Here is a 15,922-nt window from a genome sequence, read left to right on the forward strand (position 1 = left end):
ACCACACACTGGAGACAAAGATGATGCAGAGACGTTCGCTGATTCAAGCCGCGGGTGCCGCGGCCGCCACGCTGGGTGTGCCCCGGCTCTTTGCGCAGGAGTGGCCCAGCGGGCCGGTGCGCATCGTGGTGGGGTTTCCGCCGGGAGGGGGCACCGATGCGCTTGCGCGCGTGGTGGCGCAAAAGCTCACGACGATGTGGAACCAGCAGGTCATCGTCGAGAACAAGGGCGGCGTAGCGGGCGTGCTGGCGGCCGAATACGTCTCGCAGCAGCCCAGCGACGGCAGCACGCTGCTCATGGCGCACATCAACAGCCACGCGCTCGCGCCCAGCCTGCAGCCCAAGCTGCGCTACAGCGTGGAGCGCGACTTCGTGCCGATCGTGCTCGTGGGTGTCACGCCCAACCTGCTGATTGCCAGCCCGGCGCAAAAGGCGCTCACGGTGAACGACATCGTGGCCGCCTGCAAGGCATCGCCGGGCACGGTGAGCTTCGGCTCCGCGGGCGCCGGCTCGGCGCAGCACCTGGCGCTTGAAATGTTCAAGCTGCAGGCCAAGGTGGATGCGCTGCATGTGCCGTACAAAGGCAGCGGCCCGCTCTTGGCCGACCTGATGGGCGGCCAGATCCAATACAGCTTCGAGACCATGACCGCAGCCACGCCGCACGTAAAAAGCGGCCGCGTCCTTGCCGTGGCGCAGACCCGAGCCAAACGAGCCAAGGGCCACCCCAACGTTCCCACCATGCAGGAGCAGGGCTTCGCCGGTTTCGAGGCCACCACCTGGTACGGCCTGGCAGGCCCCGGCAAGCTGCCGGCGAGTGTGGCCGAGAAGGTGAATCGCGATGTCAACACGGTGCTCGCGATGCCCGACGTGCAGGAAAAGCTCGACACCTATGGCGCGGAAGACGGTGGCGGCTCGCAAGACAAGTTCAAGCAGTTCATCGCCACTGAAATTGCCAAGTGGGCCAAGGTGGTGAAGGATGGCAAGGTGCATGTGGACACTTGACGTGGTGCCTCTTCGGGGTTCCCGGGCTTAGGGATTCGGGGCGGCGCACCAGCAGCGTGCCCCAGTGCACAGGGCATCGGGTGCTCCCCGCAGCGAAATAAAGGAGGAGCCGAAGGCGGGGGACATTCGCGGAGGAGAGTACCCGGTGGCCTTTGCACAAGCCCCGAACGCAACTGACAAAATCGCCAAATGAATTCACCAATGACAGCCCTCGCTGATGCGCTCGTTGCCGCGCGCCAATCCAACCGCACACTCGACGCTGCGCCCTTGGCCGACGCGCTCCAAGATGCAGCGCAAGCCTACGAAGTGCAGGACGCAGTCGCTTCCGCACTTGGTTGGTTCAAATCCGGCGAGGTGCCGGGCTGCTGGAAATCCGGCGGCGGCTCGCGCAGCGCAACGCTCACGCATGCGCCGCTGCCTCCACACGGCGTGCGCACGAGTCCGGCGGACTTCGGTGACCTCGTCTTTCACGCACCCGGCATAGAGGCCGAAATCGCATTGCGGCTCGGGCAGGACGTAACGCCTGCCATGGCCGCGAAGCTCGACCACGGCGATGCGGCTTCGCTGATCGATGCCATGGCGGTCTCGGTGGAGATTGTCGATTCACGCTGGCAAGACCTGGCCGCCACGCCCGCCCTTCTGCGCCTTGCCGATTCGCAAGTGCACGGCGCACTGGTGCTCGGCGAATGGCAACCCTATGCGGTGGTCGACTGGGCTTCGCAACACTGCGAAACCAAAGTCGGCAATTCGGAAACGGTGGTGCGCGAAGGCACTCATCCGCTGGCCGACCCGGCGTGGCTGCTGCCCATATGGCTGCGCCACATCACGCGACACGGGCAAACCGCGCCGGCCGGCACTGTCGTCACCACGGGCTCTTGGGTCGGCATCGTGCCTTGCCGGCGGGGCGATCAGGTAACCGCGGAATTTGCGGGCATCGGCTCGGTCCGCTTGATCGTGTAGCGCCCTCCTCCCACGCCCGAGCACGCCACCAGAAAGTCGAGCACCGCGCGCACGCGCGCTGGCAAGGTGCCGGCCTTGCCGATGTACACCGCGTGGATCGGCTCCACCTCGGCGGGGTTGAATTCCTGCAGCAGCGGCACCAGTCGGCCCGCATCGATGTCGTGCTGGATGTGATACAGCGACAGCCGAGCCACGCCCGCGCCGGCAATGGCCAGTTGCCGCAGGGTTTCGCCATCGCCCGCGCGCACCGGCCCGGCCACGGGCAACGAGATCATTCGCCCATCGACCCGCAACGGCCAATCAGGCGTATTGCGCCGGTAGCTCCAGCCCAGCCTGTTGTGCGCTTCCAGTTCCTGCTGCGTGCGCGGCGTGCCGTACTTGGCAAGGTAATCGGGCGAGGCCACGATGGCCTGGCTGGTTTCGCCCAAGCGCCGTGCCACCAGGTCTGACGACGGCAGTTGGCCCCAGCGGATTGCGATGTCCGCGCGCTCGTCCATCAGGTCGACGATGCGGTCGGTCAGCGCAATGTCCAGCGTGATCTGCGGATGCAGCTCGAGCAGGCGCGGAACCAGCGGTACCAGCTTGTGGTGCCCGAAAGACACGCTGGCGTTGATGCTCACCCGCCCGCGCGGCGCGGCGCCCGCGGCGGCGCAGCGCTCGGCCTCGTCCATGTCGGCCAGCACGCGCGTGCTGCGCTCGTAGAAATGCAGGCCTTCGGGCGTGAGCTGCAGCTTGCGCGTGGAGCGATGCACCAGCTGAATGCCCAGGCGCAATTCGAGCCGCGCGACGAGCTTGCTCACCGCGGAAGGCGTCATGTCGAGCAGGCGCGCCGCGGCGGAAAAGCCGCCGGATTCGACCACCTGTACGAAGGCTTCCATTTCACCGGAGCGGTTCACATCGATACGCGGCATGGCGGTTCCTCGGCTCTCAGCTGTGACTTCAATTCACAAGTCTATGTACAGGCGGCATTCTAGTCATCCATGGGGATAACCCGCACAGTAGAGCCATCATGCCAATTGCTCTACTCGCCCTTACCGCCGGTGCCTTCGGAATAGGCACTACCGAATTCGTCATCATGGGCCTGCTGATGCAGGTTTCGGCGGATCTTCATGTCTCCATCACCGCCGCCGGCTTACTGATCTCGGGCTATGCGCTCGGCGTTGCGGTCGGCGCGCCCATGCTCACCATTGCCACCCGCAAGCTGCCGCGCAAGACCGTGCTGCTCGCGCTGATGGCGATCTTCACGCTCGGCAACCTGGCCTGCGCGCTCGCGCCCAACTACGAGCTGCTGATGGCCGCGCGCGTGATCACATCGCTCGCGCATGGCACCTTCTTCGGCGTGGGCTCGGTCGTGGCCACGGGCCTCGTGGCGCCGGAACGCCGCGCCTCGGCCATCGCCATCATGTTCACCGGGCTGACTGCCGCCACGCTGCTCGGCGTGCCGGCCGGTGCCTGGCTGGGGCTGCAGTATGGCTGGCGCGCCACCTTCTGGGCCGTGACGTTGATCGGCGTGCTGGCCTTTGCGGTGCTTGCGCTGTTCGTGCCTCGCGTCGAGGGCGAGACCAAGCCGGCGCCGCTGCGCGACGAGCTTGCGGTGCTCGCACGGCCCCAGGTGCTGCTGGGCCTGGCAATGACTGTGCTCGGCTTTGCGGGCGTGTTCGTGGTGTTCACCTACATCCAGCCCTTGCTGACGCAAGTCACCGGCCTGCCTGAATCGGCGGTGTCGCCGATCTTGCTGGTGTTCGGCGGCGGCCTTGCGGTGGGCAACATCCTGGGCGGCAAGCTGGCCGACCGCGCAACGATGCCCGCCGTGCTCGGCACGCTGGTGGCATTGGCCGCCGTGCTCGGCGCGATGCAGTTCACCATCGGCACGCCGTTCACCGCCGTGGTGTTCGTCGGCCTGCTCGGCATCGCTTCCTTCGCGACGGTGGCGCCGATGCAGCTGCGCGTGCTCGAGAAGGCCTCGGGTGCCGGGCAGAACCTGGCCTCGAGCCTCAACATTGCGGCCTTCAACCTCGGCAACGCACTCGGCGCATGGGCCGGCGGCGCGGTCATCGACCACGGACCTGGCCTGCGCTCTCTCGGCTGGGTGGCTGCGCTGCTCACGCTCGTGGGCTTGGTGATCGCACTCTGGAGCCGCTCGCTCGACCGGCGCGAGAGCAACAACGGCGCTCCGGCCGACTGCGCCTCTTCGGCGCAAGCCTGAACCCCAACTCAACGACAACAACAAGGCAAGGACACCATCATGGAACAACGCTTTCTCGGCCGCTCCGGCTTCAAGGTCCCCGCACTCGGCTTCGGCGCCGGCACTTTCGGCGGGCAAGGCCCACTCTTCAGTGCCTGGGGCAACACCGACGTCGAGGGCGCGCGCGGCATCGTCGACCTGGCGCTCGATGCCGGTGTGACGCTGTTCGACACGGCCGACGTGTATTCGAGCGGCGCATCGGAATCGATACTCGGCGCCGCGCTCAAGGGCCGGCGCGACAAGGCCATCATCTCGACCAAGCTCTCGCTGCGCGCGGGCGACGGGCCGAACGACGTCGGTGCCTCGCGCCATCATCTCATCGCCGCAACGGAGGCCGCGCTCAAGCGCCTGGACACCGACTACATCGACATCCTGCAGCTGCACGCCTTCGATGCGATGACGCCGGTCGAGATGGTGCTCGACACGCTCGACGACCTGGTGCGCGCGGGCAAGGTACGGCTCATCGGCGCGTCCAACTTCTCGGGCTGGCAGCTGATGAAGTCGCTTGCCGCTTCCGACCGGCTCGGGCTGCAGCGCTTCGTGGCCAACCAGACCTACTACTCCCTCATCGGCCGCGACTACGAGTTCGAACTGATGCCGCTCGGCATGGACCAGGGCCTGGGTGCCATCGTCTGGAGCCCACTCGGCTGGGGCCGCCTCACCGGCAAGGTGCGGCGCGGCCAGCCGCTGCCCGCGGGCAGCCGCCTGCATGAAACCGCCGGCTTCGCACCGCCCGTGGACGACGAGCGCCTGTACCGCGTGGTCGATGCCATGGACCAAGTCGCCGAGGAAACCGGCAAGACGCTGCCGCAGATTGCGCTCAACTGGCTGCTGCAGCGGCCCACCGTGTCGAGCGTGCTGATCGGTGCGCGCAACGAAGAGCAGTTCAAGCAGAACCTTGGCGCGCTCGGCTGGCAGCTCAGCGCGGAGCAGATCAAGCGGCTCGATGCGGCCAGCGCCGTGACGCCGCCCTACCCTTACTACCCGTACTGGAACGGGCAGTTCGCCGAGCGCAGCCCTGTGGCGGTGTGAGCCGGCCGAGGTAGATGAACGCCTAGGCGAGTGCAGCGTCGACAGAGCGCTCATTCGCCACCGTGCCACTGAGCTGGTCCACCAGCCGGTCGACTTCCTGCTCGGCCATGCGAAGCGATTGCGCGAGCTCCTCGCCGCCGAATTCGTCGGACTCCACCGCGGCTTCGTACACATCGGTAATGCCGATGTAGCCGAACACGGAACGCACCGAGCGTTCAGTGTGGTTCAGGTGCGCGATGCGTCCGCCCGGACCATAGCCGTGGTCGCCGCGCGCACCGAGCAGCACCATGCGCTTGCCCGCATCCGCAAGCATCGGCCAGTACGGTACGGCGCCGCGCGCCCGGTCGAAGCCAAAGGTGCGGCCCACGCGCACGATGTTGTCGATGTAGGCCTTGAACTGCGCGGGCACGCTGAAGTTGTACATCGGCAAGCCCACCACGATCACGTCGGCGGCAACCAACTGGTCGACGAGCCGTTCGCTCTCGGCCAGTGCCTCGGCCATCCAGGGCTCACGCTCGGCAGGCGGAGTGAAAGCCGCATGAATCCAGCGGCCGTTGACGTGTGCCGGCGGGTGCTGGCCCACGTCGAGGTAGTCGATGCGATCGTTCGGGCGGGCCTGGCGCCAACGCTCGACAAAGCGCGCGGAAAGCCGGCGCGTGTGCGAGCCGTGAGGGTCGATGCCTGAAAGCCCGGGGCGGGCGCTGGTGTCGATATGGAGAAGGTTCATGGTCGTCAATGAGTGAGTTGATCTGCTCTGTCTGATGCGTTCAAAATGACTGCACAGGCCTTTAATCTAGATACGACGACAGACTTCTACAAACGATCATTTCTCCATCAATGAATGAAATCAGCTCACCCGTTCGCCGACCGCGCAGCTTGCCACCCCTGCTCTCGCTGCGGGCATTCGAAGCGGCGGCCGCGCACCTGAGCTTCCAGCGTGCGGCACACGAGCTTTCCGTGACGCCATCGGCCATCAGCCACCAGGTGCGCGCGCTCGAAGAAACGCTCGGCCGGCCGCTGTTTCGCCGGCTCACGCGGCAGCTGGCTTTGACACCCGCGGGCCAGCGGCTTTTCGACGACCTGCGCGCGGGCTTCGACGCGCTTGAAGCCGGAATCGAAAGGTTGCGCCAGCCTGCCGCACTGCAGGCCGTCACGCTCACCACCAACACCGCCTTCGCCGCCCGTTGGGTGCTGCCGCGCATGGCCGGCTTTCGCAAGGCGTGCCCCGGCATCGAGCTGCGGCTGCATGCCAGCGACACCCTGGTCGACCTGGCGCGCGGCGATGCCGATATTGCGGTGCGCTCCGGCAGCGGCAATTGGCCCGGGCTCGCGGTGAGCGAGCTGATGGCCGAGCAGTACGCGCCGCTGTGCAGCCCGATGCTCGGCCTGAAGCGCGCGAGCGAGCTGCCGAAGCACCAGCTGATTCACGCCGACTGGCAACCCGGCGCGGCGGCGCCCGCAACCTGGCCGCGTTGGTTTCGCGAGGCCGGCATTGCACCGCCGCGGGGCCAATCGATGAAGGCCACGGGCCTGTCGTTCTCCGACGAAACCCACGCCATCCTCGCCGCCCTCGCGGGCCATGGTGTGGCGCTGCTCAGCCTCACACTCGCGGCCGAAGAGCTTCGCAGCGGCGCGCTGGTGCAACCCTTCGGGCCCGCGCTCGATACCGGAAGCTACTTTCTCGCGACGGCGCACGGACGCGAAAATGAACCGGCGATTCGCGGCGTCTGGGACTGGATCGCGTCGCAGGCCGCGGCCCCTGCTTGATGCAGCCTCACATACCTGAAAGGCACCCAGCCGGCGGCCTGAAAGCTTCAGCGCAGCGGCAGCTCGATGCAGCCTGCAAGCGGCACCGCGGTGACGCGTTCGCTGCTCGCAACGACGACGGCGCGGCCGGGCTGCGCGGCGCGGCGGGCCAGCGCATTCCACAGGTGATGAATCGATCGGGCATCGAGCGCACCCGTAGGCTCGTCGAGCAGCACCAGCGGACGTCCCGATGCCAGTGCTGCCGCCAGCCACACCTTGCGCTTCGAGCCGGTCGAGAGCATGTACATCGGTTTCTCGAGATGCGGGGTCAGTGCAAAGCCTTCGACGAGGGCTTGCCATGAAGCCTCATCGAAACCCGCATCACCTTCGCTGAGCGTTGCCGTGCATGCGTGGGCGGTGACCTGGTCGAAGGCTTCCGTCGTTGGGTCGCAGAAGAAGACGTTCCGGCGATAGGCATCGGGTGCGAGGTCGAGCCGCGCGCCCACTGCCGTCAGCCGCCCGGTCGCAGCCAGCGCGCCGGCCATCACGCGAAGCAAGGTGGACTTTCCGGTGCCGGTGTCGCCATACAGCAGCGTGACGCCCTCCCCAATGGCCACGGACCAACCGGACGCCAGCGCGGGCTGGTCCGGATATGCGAAGCCCAGGTCCTGAAGTTGAAGGATCGAGGGAGAAGTGGAAGGATTCATGCCCCGGTTGTAGCCGCAAACGATCAAGCCGCCCGCAACTGCTCCCGCAACTTCTGCCCGATCTCGGGCCGCTCGAGAAACGGGTCCGCGGGATTCTTGACCGCCACGATGTTCTCCATGCGGCTGCGCACATTGCCCAGTGCCTTCGGATGGCTGAACACATAGAACTGGTTGTCGCTGATGGCCTCGAACACCTTCGACGCCACCTCTGCCGCCGTGATCTTGCCGCTGCTCACCGCCTTGTTGCTCATGGCCTGGCCGATCAGCTGGCTCTTGGTGAGCTCGGTCTCCTTCGGCGCATTCGGGCGATTGCGCTCGCTGCTCGTGATGCCCGTGGGCACGAAGTAGGGGCACAGCAGGCTCGCGCCGATCTGGTCGGTGACCAGGTTCAGGTCCTGGTAAAGCGTTTCGGTCAGGCTCACCACCGCGGCCTTGGCCGCGTTGTAGATGCCCATGTTGGGCGGCGTGAGCAGGCCCGCCATGCTGGCCGTGTTGGTGATGTGGCCGCGGTAGCCCGGGTCCTTGGCGGCGGCTTCGAGCATCATCGGCGTGAACAGGCGCACGCCGTGAATCACGCCCCACAAGTCGACGCCCAGCACCCATTCCCAATCGGCCACGGTGTTTTCCCACACCAGGCCGCCCGCGCCCACGCCCGCGTTGTTGAACACGAAGTGCGGCGCGCCGAAGCGTTCTTTCACCGCAAGGGCCAGCGCCTCCATCTGCGCCGCGTCGGACACGTCGACCTTGCGGGCCAGCACCTGCGCGCCGGCGGCTTCCATCTCGGCCTGGGCCTTGTCGAGCGCGTCTTGCTGCACATCGACCAGCACCAGGTTCATGCCGCGCGCGGCTCCGATGCGTGCGCACTCCAGCCCAAAGCCCGAGCCTGCGCCGGTGAGTACGGCCGTCTTGCCCTTGAAGTCCTGAATCATTTGCCGGTGTCCTTCTTGCGTTGAAAGTTTGTCTCTGACTGACGTTGATGCGGCAATTGAAATACGAAAAGCGCTGCGGCGCAGTCACGAAGGTGCCCCGCGCAACAAGCTTTCAGGCTTCGGCTTGCTTCAGCACGTAGCCGATGCGCGGAAAATGCACGTGCACCGTGCCCACGCGCTCGTGGCTGCGCTCCAGCGTGTAGTGCGTGCGCGTGGCGGCGACCAGCGTGCCGGGTGTTTCCTCGAGGCCGAAGCTCTCGGCGCGAACCGTGACGGCGCTTCCCAGCGGAATGCCGTGGTCGTCCTGGAAGGTGCTGTCCGTCAGCAGCGTGTGCGGCGTTGCGGCCTTGGCAATGGCAATGGCCTCGTCGGGGTTCGATTTTTCAGGCGCGCCGTGGCCGATGGCGGCCATGCGGTCCATCCAGTCGACCACGGCGGGCGTAAGGTCGAGAATGCCCCGCACCGAGTCGATGCGGCGCGTGTACCAGAGCGGGTGGTACGCCGAAAAATCGGCAATGCACGGCACGCCGCCCAGCAGGTACGGCTTGTCGTCGAGCATGTCGGACAGGCGGCGCAGGTAAGACTTGTACGCACTGGTCGCGTCGGCCGGGCGCAGCCGCGTCATGTTGCCGGTACTCATCTTCGCGCGGTCTTCGCCGAAAGCCTTGACCGCCTCGGGCGGCGCCTTGGCAAACACCTCGGCCACGCCGCGTGGCTGCAGGTTCCAGGCCATCGCGGCCCAGAACAGCGTGGTGTCGGCCCACTGCGAGAGGATGCGCGACATGCCCTTTTCGGGCTCCGGGTAGAGCGTGGCTTCGGGCTGGAGATGCTCCAGCACATCGGCGATGAGTGCGCTGTCGCAGTAGATGTCGGCGCCGATCTGCAGGAACGGCGTCTTGCGATAACCGCCGGTGAGTATTCCCACCTCGGGCTTGGGCATGATGGCCGGGATGAGGACGGACTTCCACGGCAGCTTCTTGGCGCCGAGGATGAGCCGCACCTTCTCGGAAAACGGCGAAGTGTTGTAGTGGTGGAGGATGAGTTCGGCCATCGGCGTCCTTGTATTCTTTCTTTGAATTGTTTGCGGAAGCTGCGATCAACGAGGGCTGGCGCGCTCGATGATCGAATCGAAATCGGTGCCCGCGCCCAGCGTGCCGAATGCGTTGCCCCAATCGCCGCCCAGGCGCGATGCGCAAAACGCGCCTACAACCGCGGGCGGCGCGGTCTGCGCAAGCAACGCAGCTTGCACCGCCAGGGCCACGTCCTGTGCCAGACGGCGCGCCTCGGTTTCGGAGGCCATCGCCTCGATGCGTGCAGGCAGCGCTTCGGCCAGCCGGTCGAGCGCGGCGTGCTGGCCGCGTGCAGGCGCCAGCTCTTGGGCGAGGGCCGCTACCGCATCGCCCTTGCGCAGGCCGCGCAGCATGTCGAGCGCCATGATGTTGCCCGCGCCTTCCCAGATCGAGTTGAGCGGCATCTCGCGGTAGATGCGGGCCATGGTGCCTTCGCCGCCCTCCTCCACATAGCCGTTGCCGCCCAGGCATTCCATGGTCTCTTGCGCAAAGTGGCTGCCGCGCTTGCAGATCCAGAACTTGGCGACCGGTGTGAGCAGGCGCGCCATCAGGCGCTCATGTTGGTCGCCCTGGTGGTCGAAGGCGCGGGCCAGGCGAATCGCCAGCGCGGTCGAGGCTTCGCTTTCGAGCGCGAGGTCGGCCAGCACGTTCTTCATGAGCGGCTGCTCGACCAGCGGCTTGCCGAAGGCGGTGCGCTGCACGGTGTGATGGATGGCCAGGCTCAGCGCCTGGCGCATCAGCCCACTGGTGCCAAGCGCGCAGTCGAGCCGCGTCATCGTGCCCATCTCGAGAATCTGCGGAATGCCTCGGCCCTCTTCGCCCACGAGCCAGGCGCTGGCGCCATGGAACTCGACCTCCGAGCTTGCGTTGGCCTTGTTGCCGAGCTTGTCCTTCAGCCGCTGGATGTGGATGGCGTTGCGCGTGCCTTCGCCCATCCACTCCGGCAGCACGCGCGGCAGGAAGAAGCAGCTCAGCCCGGCAGGCGCCTGCGCCAGCACCAGGAAGGCGTCGCACATCGGCGCCGAGAAGAACCATTTGTGCCCTGTAATGGCGTAGCGTTCGCCCCAGGCGTCGCCGCCTTCGCGCACGGCGCGGGTGGTGTTGGCCCGCACGTCGGAGCCGCCCTGCTTCTCGGTCATGCCCATGCCCATGGTCACGCCGGGTTTGTCCTTGAAGGACTTGAGCACCGGGTCGTACCAGAGACTGCCGAGCTTCGGGCCCCAGTCGGCATACACGGCCGCATTGCCGCGCAGCGCGGGCGTGGCCGCGTACGTCATCGAGATTGGGCAAAGGACCGATGGCTCCAGCTCGGTGAAGAGCATGAAACCGGTGGCGCGCTGCACGTGCGGCGAAGCCGAAGTGCCGTTCCAGGGCGTGCCATGCAGGCCCGCGCCGACCGCGGCCTTCATCAGCGCGTGGTAGCTCGGATGGAACTCCACCTCGTCGATGCGCCGGCCGAAGCGGTCGTGCGTATGCAACTCGGGCGGGCGGGTGTTGGCGAGCCGCGCATGCGTCTGCATGCCGGCCGAGCCGAGGGTGGCACCCAGTTCATTCAGTGGTGCCAGCTGAAGCGATGGCGCATTGAACTTCAACGCATCGCGCAGGGGCCTGTTGGTTTCGAAGAGGTTGTAGTCCACCAGCGGTGCGGGCTGGTTGAATACCTCGTGCGTCGTTTCCATAACCGGCCTCCTTGCCGTGCGTTCAGTTCATCATCAGATCAGCTTGACCAGTTGCTTGCCGAAATTCTTGCCTTTGAGCAAACCCAGGAAGGCGTCAGGGGCGGACTCGATGCCCTGCGCAATCGACTCACGCGGCTTGAGCTTGCCGGCGGCCACCAGCGCGCCGAGCTCGGCCAAGGCCTCGGGCCACACTTCCATGTGCTCGCTGACGATGAAGCCTTCGATCTTCATGCGGTTGATGAGGATCAGCGCCGGGTTCGCGAGCGGCAGCGGCTGGCCGTCGTAGCCCGCGATCATTCCGCACAGTGCCACGCGCGCAAAGGCATTGGCGCGCAGCAGCACGGCGTCGAAGATATAGCCGCCCACGTTCTCGAAGTAGCCGTCGATGCCGTTCGGGCAGGCTTCCTTGAGCGCGGCGCTCATGCTCTTCACATCGGGGTGCTGGCGGTAGTCGATGCAGGCGTCGAAGCCCAGTTCGTCGGTCACGTACTTGCACTTGTCGGGGCCGCCCGCTATGCCGACGACCCGGCAGCCGCGCGCCTTGGCCAGCGCGCCGAACGCGCTGCCCACTGCGCCGCTGGCGGCGGTAACCACCATCGTCTCGCCGGCCTTCGGGGCAATGATCTTTACCAGCCCATACCAGGCCGTGACGCCCGGCATGCCGACCGCGCCGAGGTAGTGCGACAGCGGCACGCGGGTGGTGTCGACCTTCTTCAGCGCGCCGGGCTGCGATGCATCGACCACGCTGTATTCCTGCCAGCCGCCAAAGCCCACGACCTTGTCGCCGGGAGTGAACTTGGGATGCCTGCTTTCCACCACTTCACCGGCGGTGCCGCCCTGCATCACCTGGCCGAGCGGCTGGGGCTGCGCATAGCTCTTGGAGTCGTTCATGCGGCCGCGCATGTACGGGTCCAGGCTCATGTAGTGGTGGCGCACCAGCACCTGGTTCTCGGCCAGCGCCGGCGTTTCGGCGGTCACGAGCTTGAAGTTGCTGGCAACGGCTTCGCCATCGGGGCGGTTGTCGAGGTGGATCTGCTTGTTGGTGGGCATGTATGGGCTCCTGGAGATTCGTTCGGTGGTCGGTCAGTCGGTCGAAGGCGGGCGCATCGCGTTCGCGCTGGCGGGCCCTGTAGGCAGCCGGCGCTTCACGTACTTGAAGGTGCCGGTGGCATGGGCGCACACGCGTTCCTGCTCGTCGTAGATCTTGGCTTCTGTAAAAGCCAGCGTCGCGGTGCGATGAATGAGCGTGCCGCGCGCGTGCAAGGGGCCGACCGAAGGCTGCATGAAGCTGGTCTTCATCTCGATGGTGACCACGCCGGTTTCGGGCGCCACGCTGCGCGCTGCAGCCGCCATGGTGATGTCGAGCAGCGTCATGCAGGCGCCGCCGTGGGTCACGTCGAAGGTGTTCAGATGCTCGGGCTTGGCGGTGTAGACGATCTCGGACTCGCCGCCCTCGAACCTGGTGAGCTCGAAGCCCAGGTGGCGCGCGAACGGAATCTGGCTCGTGTACGAGCGGATGTTGATGTCGGTGGAGTCTTCAGTCATTACGCACCAAGCTTACGCACCAAGCACCACGCTCACACCGCCGTCCACTGCGAGCCACTGCCCCGTGATGTGCTTGCCGGCATCGCTTGCGTACAGCAGCGTCAAGCCTTTCAGGTCTTCTTCGTCGCCAAGGCGGCCGAGCGGCGCATGCGAGGCCATCTTTTCCTCGCCCAGCGACTTGATCAGGCCGGCGGCCATCTTCGTCATGAAGAAGCCGGGGCAGATCGCGTTCACGTTGATGTTGTACTTGCCCCATTCGGCGGCCAGCGTGCGCGTGAAGCCGATCACCGCCGTCTTCGAGGTGTTGTAGGCCAGCGTCTGCATCTCGGGCGGGTTGCCGTTCAGGCCCGCGATGGACGCGATGTTGATGATGCGGCCCGTCTTCTTGGGAATCATGTAGCTGTTGGCGACATGCTGCGACAGGATGAAATAGCCGCGCACGTTGAGGTTCATCACCTTGTCCCACGCCTCGACGGGGTGGCTCTCGGCCGGCGCGCCCCAGCTGGCACCCGCGTTGTTCACGAGGATGTCGATGGCGCCCATGCGCTGCAGCGTTTCATCGGCCAGGCGGCGCGTGTCTTCTTCCTTCGAGCAATCGGCGGCGATCCAGCGCGCATCGATGCCGGCCGATTGCAGCTCGGCCGCGGCCTGCTCCAGGTCTTCGGCCTTGCGCGAACTCAGCATGATCTTCGCGCCCGCCTCGCCCAGCGCATGCGCCATCTGCAGGCCAAGGCCACGCGAGCCGCCGGTGATGAGGGCGGTCTTGCCGGTAAGGTCGAACAGCTGCTTGGTGGTGCGAGGGGTCATTGGGTGTCTCCGGTTTTCAGATATTCAGTTGTGATGGCTGCTACTTGTCACCCAGCCGCGACCGCACATAAATGAGCACCACGCCCACGAGCGCAACCACCGCGCCGGGCACGGCCATCGACCAGCCGAGCGCGGGCTCTGTGCGGCCCGTGGCAATGCCCAGGATCACGACAAACAGGCCGCCGTAGATCAGGATCCAGATCCACTTCTCGAGCCGCGCGTGCGGCTTGGGTGGCTTGGGTGGCTTGGCGGGGTTGGGGGTGTTGTTGTTGGGGGCGGCGTTGGCCATCTTCAAAAAGCTTCCTCTGGCAATGCTGTACAGGTGGGATCCCGGCTTTCGACCACGTTGAGCCAGGCGCCGATTTTCGGCAGCTCGTAGTGGAAGAAATAGTCCGTGGCTCCAATCTTGCCAGCTGTTACCGCCCTCGCCTTTTGCGCGTCGATCTCGAGCGCCCGCTGCGCCACGTCCAGCCAGATCCAGGCCAGCACGGTGTGGCCGAACGCCTGCATGTACGGCACTGCGTTGGCGAGCGCATCGGCCGGGTCGCCGGTGGACCAGGCAGCCTCGGTCGCGCTGCCGATGCGCTGCAAGGCCACCTTCAGGGTCTTGGCATGCGCCGCGAGCGCCGGCACCTCGGCCGCGCGGCCAATGGTGTCGGTGATGCGGCCAGCCAGCAGCTGCAGGCCCCGCCCTTTTTCCATCAGCACCTTGCGGCCCAGCAGGTCGGCCGCCTGGATGCCGTGGGTGCCCTCGTGGATCATGTTCAGGCGGTTGTCGCGCCAGTATTGCTCCACCGGAAAGTCGCGCGTGTAGCCGTAGCCGCCGTGCACCTGGATGGCCAGCGAGTTGGCGTCAAGGCACCATTCGCTGGGCCAGCTCTTGGCAATGGGCGTGAGCACCTCGAGCAACAGGCGCGCGTCGTCCGCGGCCTGCGCGTTGCCTGTTTTCTGCTCGTCGACCAGGCGGGCGCAATACAGTTCCAGCGCCAGGGCGCCTTCGCAGTACGCCTTCTGCGCGAGCAGCATGCGGCGCACGTCGGCGTGCTCGATGATGCGAACCTGCGGGCTGGCCGAGTCTTTTGCGACTGCGGTGCCGGGCTGTTCCGCCTTCTTGACGAGCCGGCCTTGCGGCCGGGTCTTCGCATACTCGAGCGACGCGTAGTAGCCGGCCATGCCCAGCATGGTGGCGGCCGTGCCGACGCCGATGCGCGCCTCGTTCATCATGTGGAACATGCAGTGCAGGCCCTTACCGGGCTCGCCGACCAGGTAACCCACCGCACCCGCCTTGCCGCCGACCGGGTACTTGCCCTCGCCGAAGTTCAGCAGCGTGTTGGTGGTGCCGCGCCAGCCGAGCTTGTGGTTGAGGCCCGCGAGCGCCACGTCGTTGCGCTCGCCGGTCAGCTCGCCGTTCGTGTTCACCATGCGCTTGGGCACGATGAACAGCGAGATGCCGCGCGTGCCCGGCACCAGCTTGCCGTTGGCATCCGGGATCTTGGCGAGCACGATGTGCACGATGTTCTCGGTCAGTTCGTGGTCGCCGGCCGAGATCCACATCTTGTTGCCCGTGAGCCGATAGCGCGGCCCGAGCGGATCATTCTGATAGTCGTCACCATCGGGCACCGCACGCGTGGCCACGTCGCTCAGCGACGAGCCGGCCTGCGGCTCGGAGAGGCACATGGTGCCCGCCCAGCGGCCCGAAAATTCGTTCTTCGCAAACACCTCTTTCTGCATCTCGGTGCCGTGCACCATCAGCAGGTTGGCATTGCCGCTCGTCAGCATGTTCGAGCCGATGCTCACCGACGCCATGGCGAAGAAGCTGTTGGCCGCGGCCTGCAGCGTGTAAGGCAGCTGCATGCCGCCGATGTCGTAGTCCTGCGCCGCGCTCATCATTCCCGACTCGACGAAGGCCTTGTGCGCATCGTGCGTGGCTTGCGGCAAGACGACCTTCTCGCCGTCGAAGTGCGGCTCCTGCGTATCGACGATGCGATTGGCCGGCGCGTACTTTTCACGTGCGATGCGTTCGCAGGTGTCGAGCACCGCGTCGAAGGTTTCGCGCGAATGGTCGGCAAAACGCTCGCGCTGGCTCAGCGATTCCGCGTCGAGCCAGTCGTAGAGCAGGAAGTCGAGGGTGGGACGCAGGCTCATGATCGGATCTCGATGTTGAGGCTACCGGCTTTGACCGGTAGCGCTCGTCGGCCGGC

At 66.2% G+C, this 15,922-nt stretch carries 16 protein-coding genes; 5 read left to right on the forward strand and 11 right to left on the reverse strand.

Annotated elements, in window-relative coordinates:
* Positions 1–23 precede the first annotated feature (23 nt).
* Positions 24–1,001 (forward strand): tripartite tricarboxylate transporter substrate binding protein, encoded by a 978-nt coding sequence (locus EJI00_RS04925; RefSeq protein WP_185868069.1) that lies wholly within the window; start codon positions 24–26, stop codon positions 999–1,001.
* A 201-nt stretch (positions 1,002–1,202) separates the two neighbouring features.
* A complete protein-coding gene (locus tag EJI00_RS04930) occupies positions 1,203–1,961 on the forward strand; it encodes a fumarylacetoacetate hydrolase family protein (protein ID WP_126746356.1) in 759 nt (252 codons plus the stop codon).
* Here the strand turns inward: EJI00_RS04930 and EJI00_RS04935 are convergent.
* Positions 1,910–2,872 (reverse strand): LysR substrate-binding domain-containing protein, encoded by a 963-nt coding sequence (locus EJI00_RS04935; RefSeq protein WP_126746357.1) that lies wholly within the window; start codon positions 2,870–2,872, stop codon positions 1,910–1,912. The two genes, EJI00_RS04930 and EJI00_RS04935, sit on opposite strands and share 52 nt — an antisense overlap.
* Before the next feature lie 98 nt (positions 2,873–2,970).
* On the opposite strand from EJI00_RS04935, the gene EJI00_RS04940 reads away from it, so the two are divergent.
* Together EJI00_RS04940 and EJI00_RS04945 are read left to right on the forward strand one after the other, a co-directional pair.
* Positions 2,971–4,167, forward strand: a complete 1,197-nt coding sequence (locus EJI00_RS04940) for an MFS transporter (RefSeq protein ID WP_126746358.1) — start codon at positions 2,971–2,973, stop codon at positions 4,165–4,167.
* A 39-nt stretch (positions 4,168–4,206) separates the two neighbouring features.
* Entirely contained in the window at positions 4,207–5,238 is a 1,032-nt protein-coding gene (locus EJI00_RS04945) for an aldo/keto reductase (RefSeq protein WP_126746359.1), read from the forward strand.
* 22 nt (positions 5,239–5,260) lie between these two features.
* Here the strand turns inward: EJI00_RS04945 and EJI00_RS04950 are convergent, their stop codons facing one another.
* The gene (locus tag EJI00_RS04950; RefSeq protein WP_185868066.1) at positions 5,261–5,965 is read right to left on the reverse strand and encodes an NAD(P)H-dependent oxidoreductase; all 705 of its coding nucleotides are present in this window, start codon (positions 5,963–5,965) and stop codon (positions 5,261–5,263) included.
* Positions 5,966–6,075: 110 nt separating this feature from the next.
* On the opposite strand from EJI00_RS04950, the gene EJI00_RS04955 reads away from it, so the two are divergent.
* Positions 6,076–7,005 carry a LysR substrate-binding domain-containing protein gene (locus EJI00_RS04955; protein ID WP_126746361.1) on the forward strand — a complete coding sequence of 310 codons (930 nt, stop codon included), beginning with the start codon at positions 6,076–6,078 and terminating at the stop codon, positions 7,003–7,005.
* A gap of 47 nt (positions 7,006–7,052) precedes the next feature.
* Here EJI00_RS04955 and EJI00_RS04960 read toward each other — a convergent pair whose 3' ends face one another.
* The 9 genes from EJI00_RS04960 to EJI00_RS05000 all read right to left on the reverse strand — a co-directional run bounded on the left by EJI00_RS04960 (position 7,053) and on the right by EJI00_RS05000 (position 15,866).
* Positions 7,053–7,691, reverse strand: coding sequence for an ATP-binding cassette domain-containing protein (locus EJI00_RS04960; RefSeq protein ID WP_126746362.1), 639 nt, complete (start codon positions 7,689–7,691; stop codon positions 7,053–7,055).
* 23 nt (positions 7,692–7,714) lie between these two features.
* On the reverse strand, positions 7,715–8,620 hold the full coding sequence (locus EJI00_RS04965; RefSeq protein ID WP_126746363.1) for an SDR family oxidoreductase: 906 nt from the start codon (positions 8,618–8,620) through the stop codon (positions 7,715–7,717).
* Positions 8,621–8,732: 112 nt separating this feature from the next.
* Complete coding sequence (locus tag EJI00_RS04970) at positions 8,733–9,671, reverse strand: glutathione S-transferase family protein (RefSeq protein WP_126746364.1); 939 nt, start codon at positions 9,669–9,671, stop codon at positions 8,733–8,735.
* Between the two features lie 45 nt (positions 9,672–9,716).
* Positions 9,717–11,369 carry an isovaleryl-CoA dehydrogenase gene (locus tag EJI00_RS04975; protein WP_126746365.1) on the reverse strand — a complete coding sequence of 551 codons (1,653 nt, stop codon included), beginning with the start codon at positions 11,367–11,369 and terminating at the stop codon, positions 9,717–9,719.
* A 33-nt stretch (positions 11,370–11,402) separates the two neighbouring features.
* Positions 11,403–12,419 (reverse strand): NADP-dependent oxidoreductase, encoded by a 1,017-nt coding sequence (locus tag EJI00_RS04980; protein WP_126746366.1) that lies wholly within the window; start codon positions 12,417–12,419, stop codon positions 11,403–11,405.
* 33 nt (positions 12,420–12,452) lie between these two features.
* Entirely contained in the window at positions 12,453–12,914 is a 462-nt protein-coding gene (locus EJI00_RS04985; RefSeq protein WP_126746367.1) for a PaaI family thioesterase, read from the reverse strand.
* Between the two features lie 12 nt (positions 12,915–12,926).
* Positions 12,927–13,721, reverse strand: coding sequence for an SDR family oxidoreductase (locus EJI00_RS04990; protein WP_126746368.1), 795 nt, complete (start codon positions 13,719–13,721; stop codon positions 12,927–12,929).
* A gap of 40 nt (positions 13,722–13,761) precedes the next feature.
* On the reverse strand, positions 13,762–14,010 hold the full coding sequence (locus tag EJI00_RS04995) for a hypothetical protein (RefSeq protein ID WP_126746369.1): 249 nt from the start codon (positions 14,008–14,010) through the stop codon (positions 13,762–13,764).
* 2 nt (positions 14,011–14,012) lie between these two features.
* Positions 14,013–15,866, reverse strand: a complete 1,854-nt coding sequence (locus EJI00_RS05000; protein ID WP_126746370.1) for an acyl-CoA dehydrogenase — start codon at positions 15,864–15,866, stop codon at positions 14,013–14,015.
* Positions 15,867–15,922 lie beyond the last annotated feature (56 nt).

Source organism: Variovorax sp. DXTD-1 (assembly GCF_003984625.1).
Taxonomy (GTDB): domain Bacteria; phylum Pseudomonadota; class Gammaproteobacteria; order Burkholderiales; family Burkholderiaceae_C; genus Variovorax.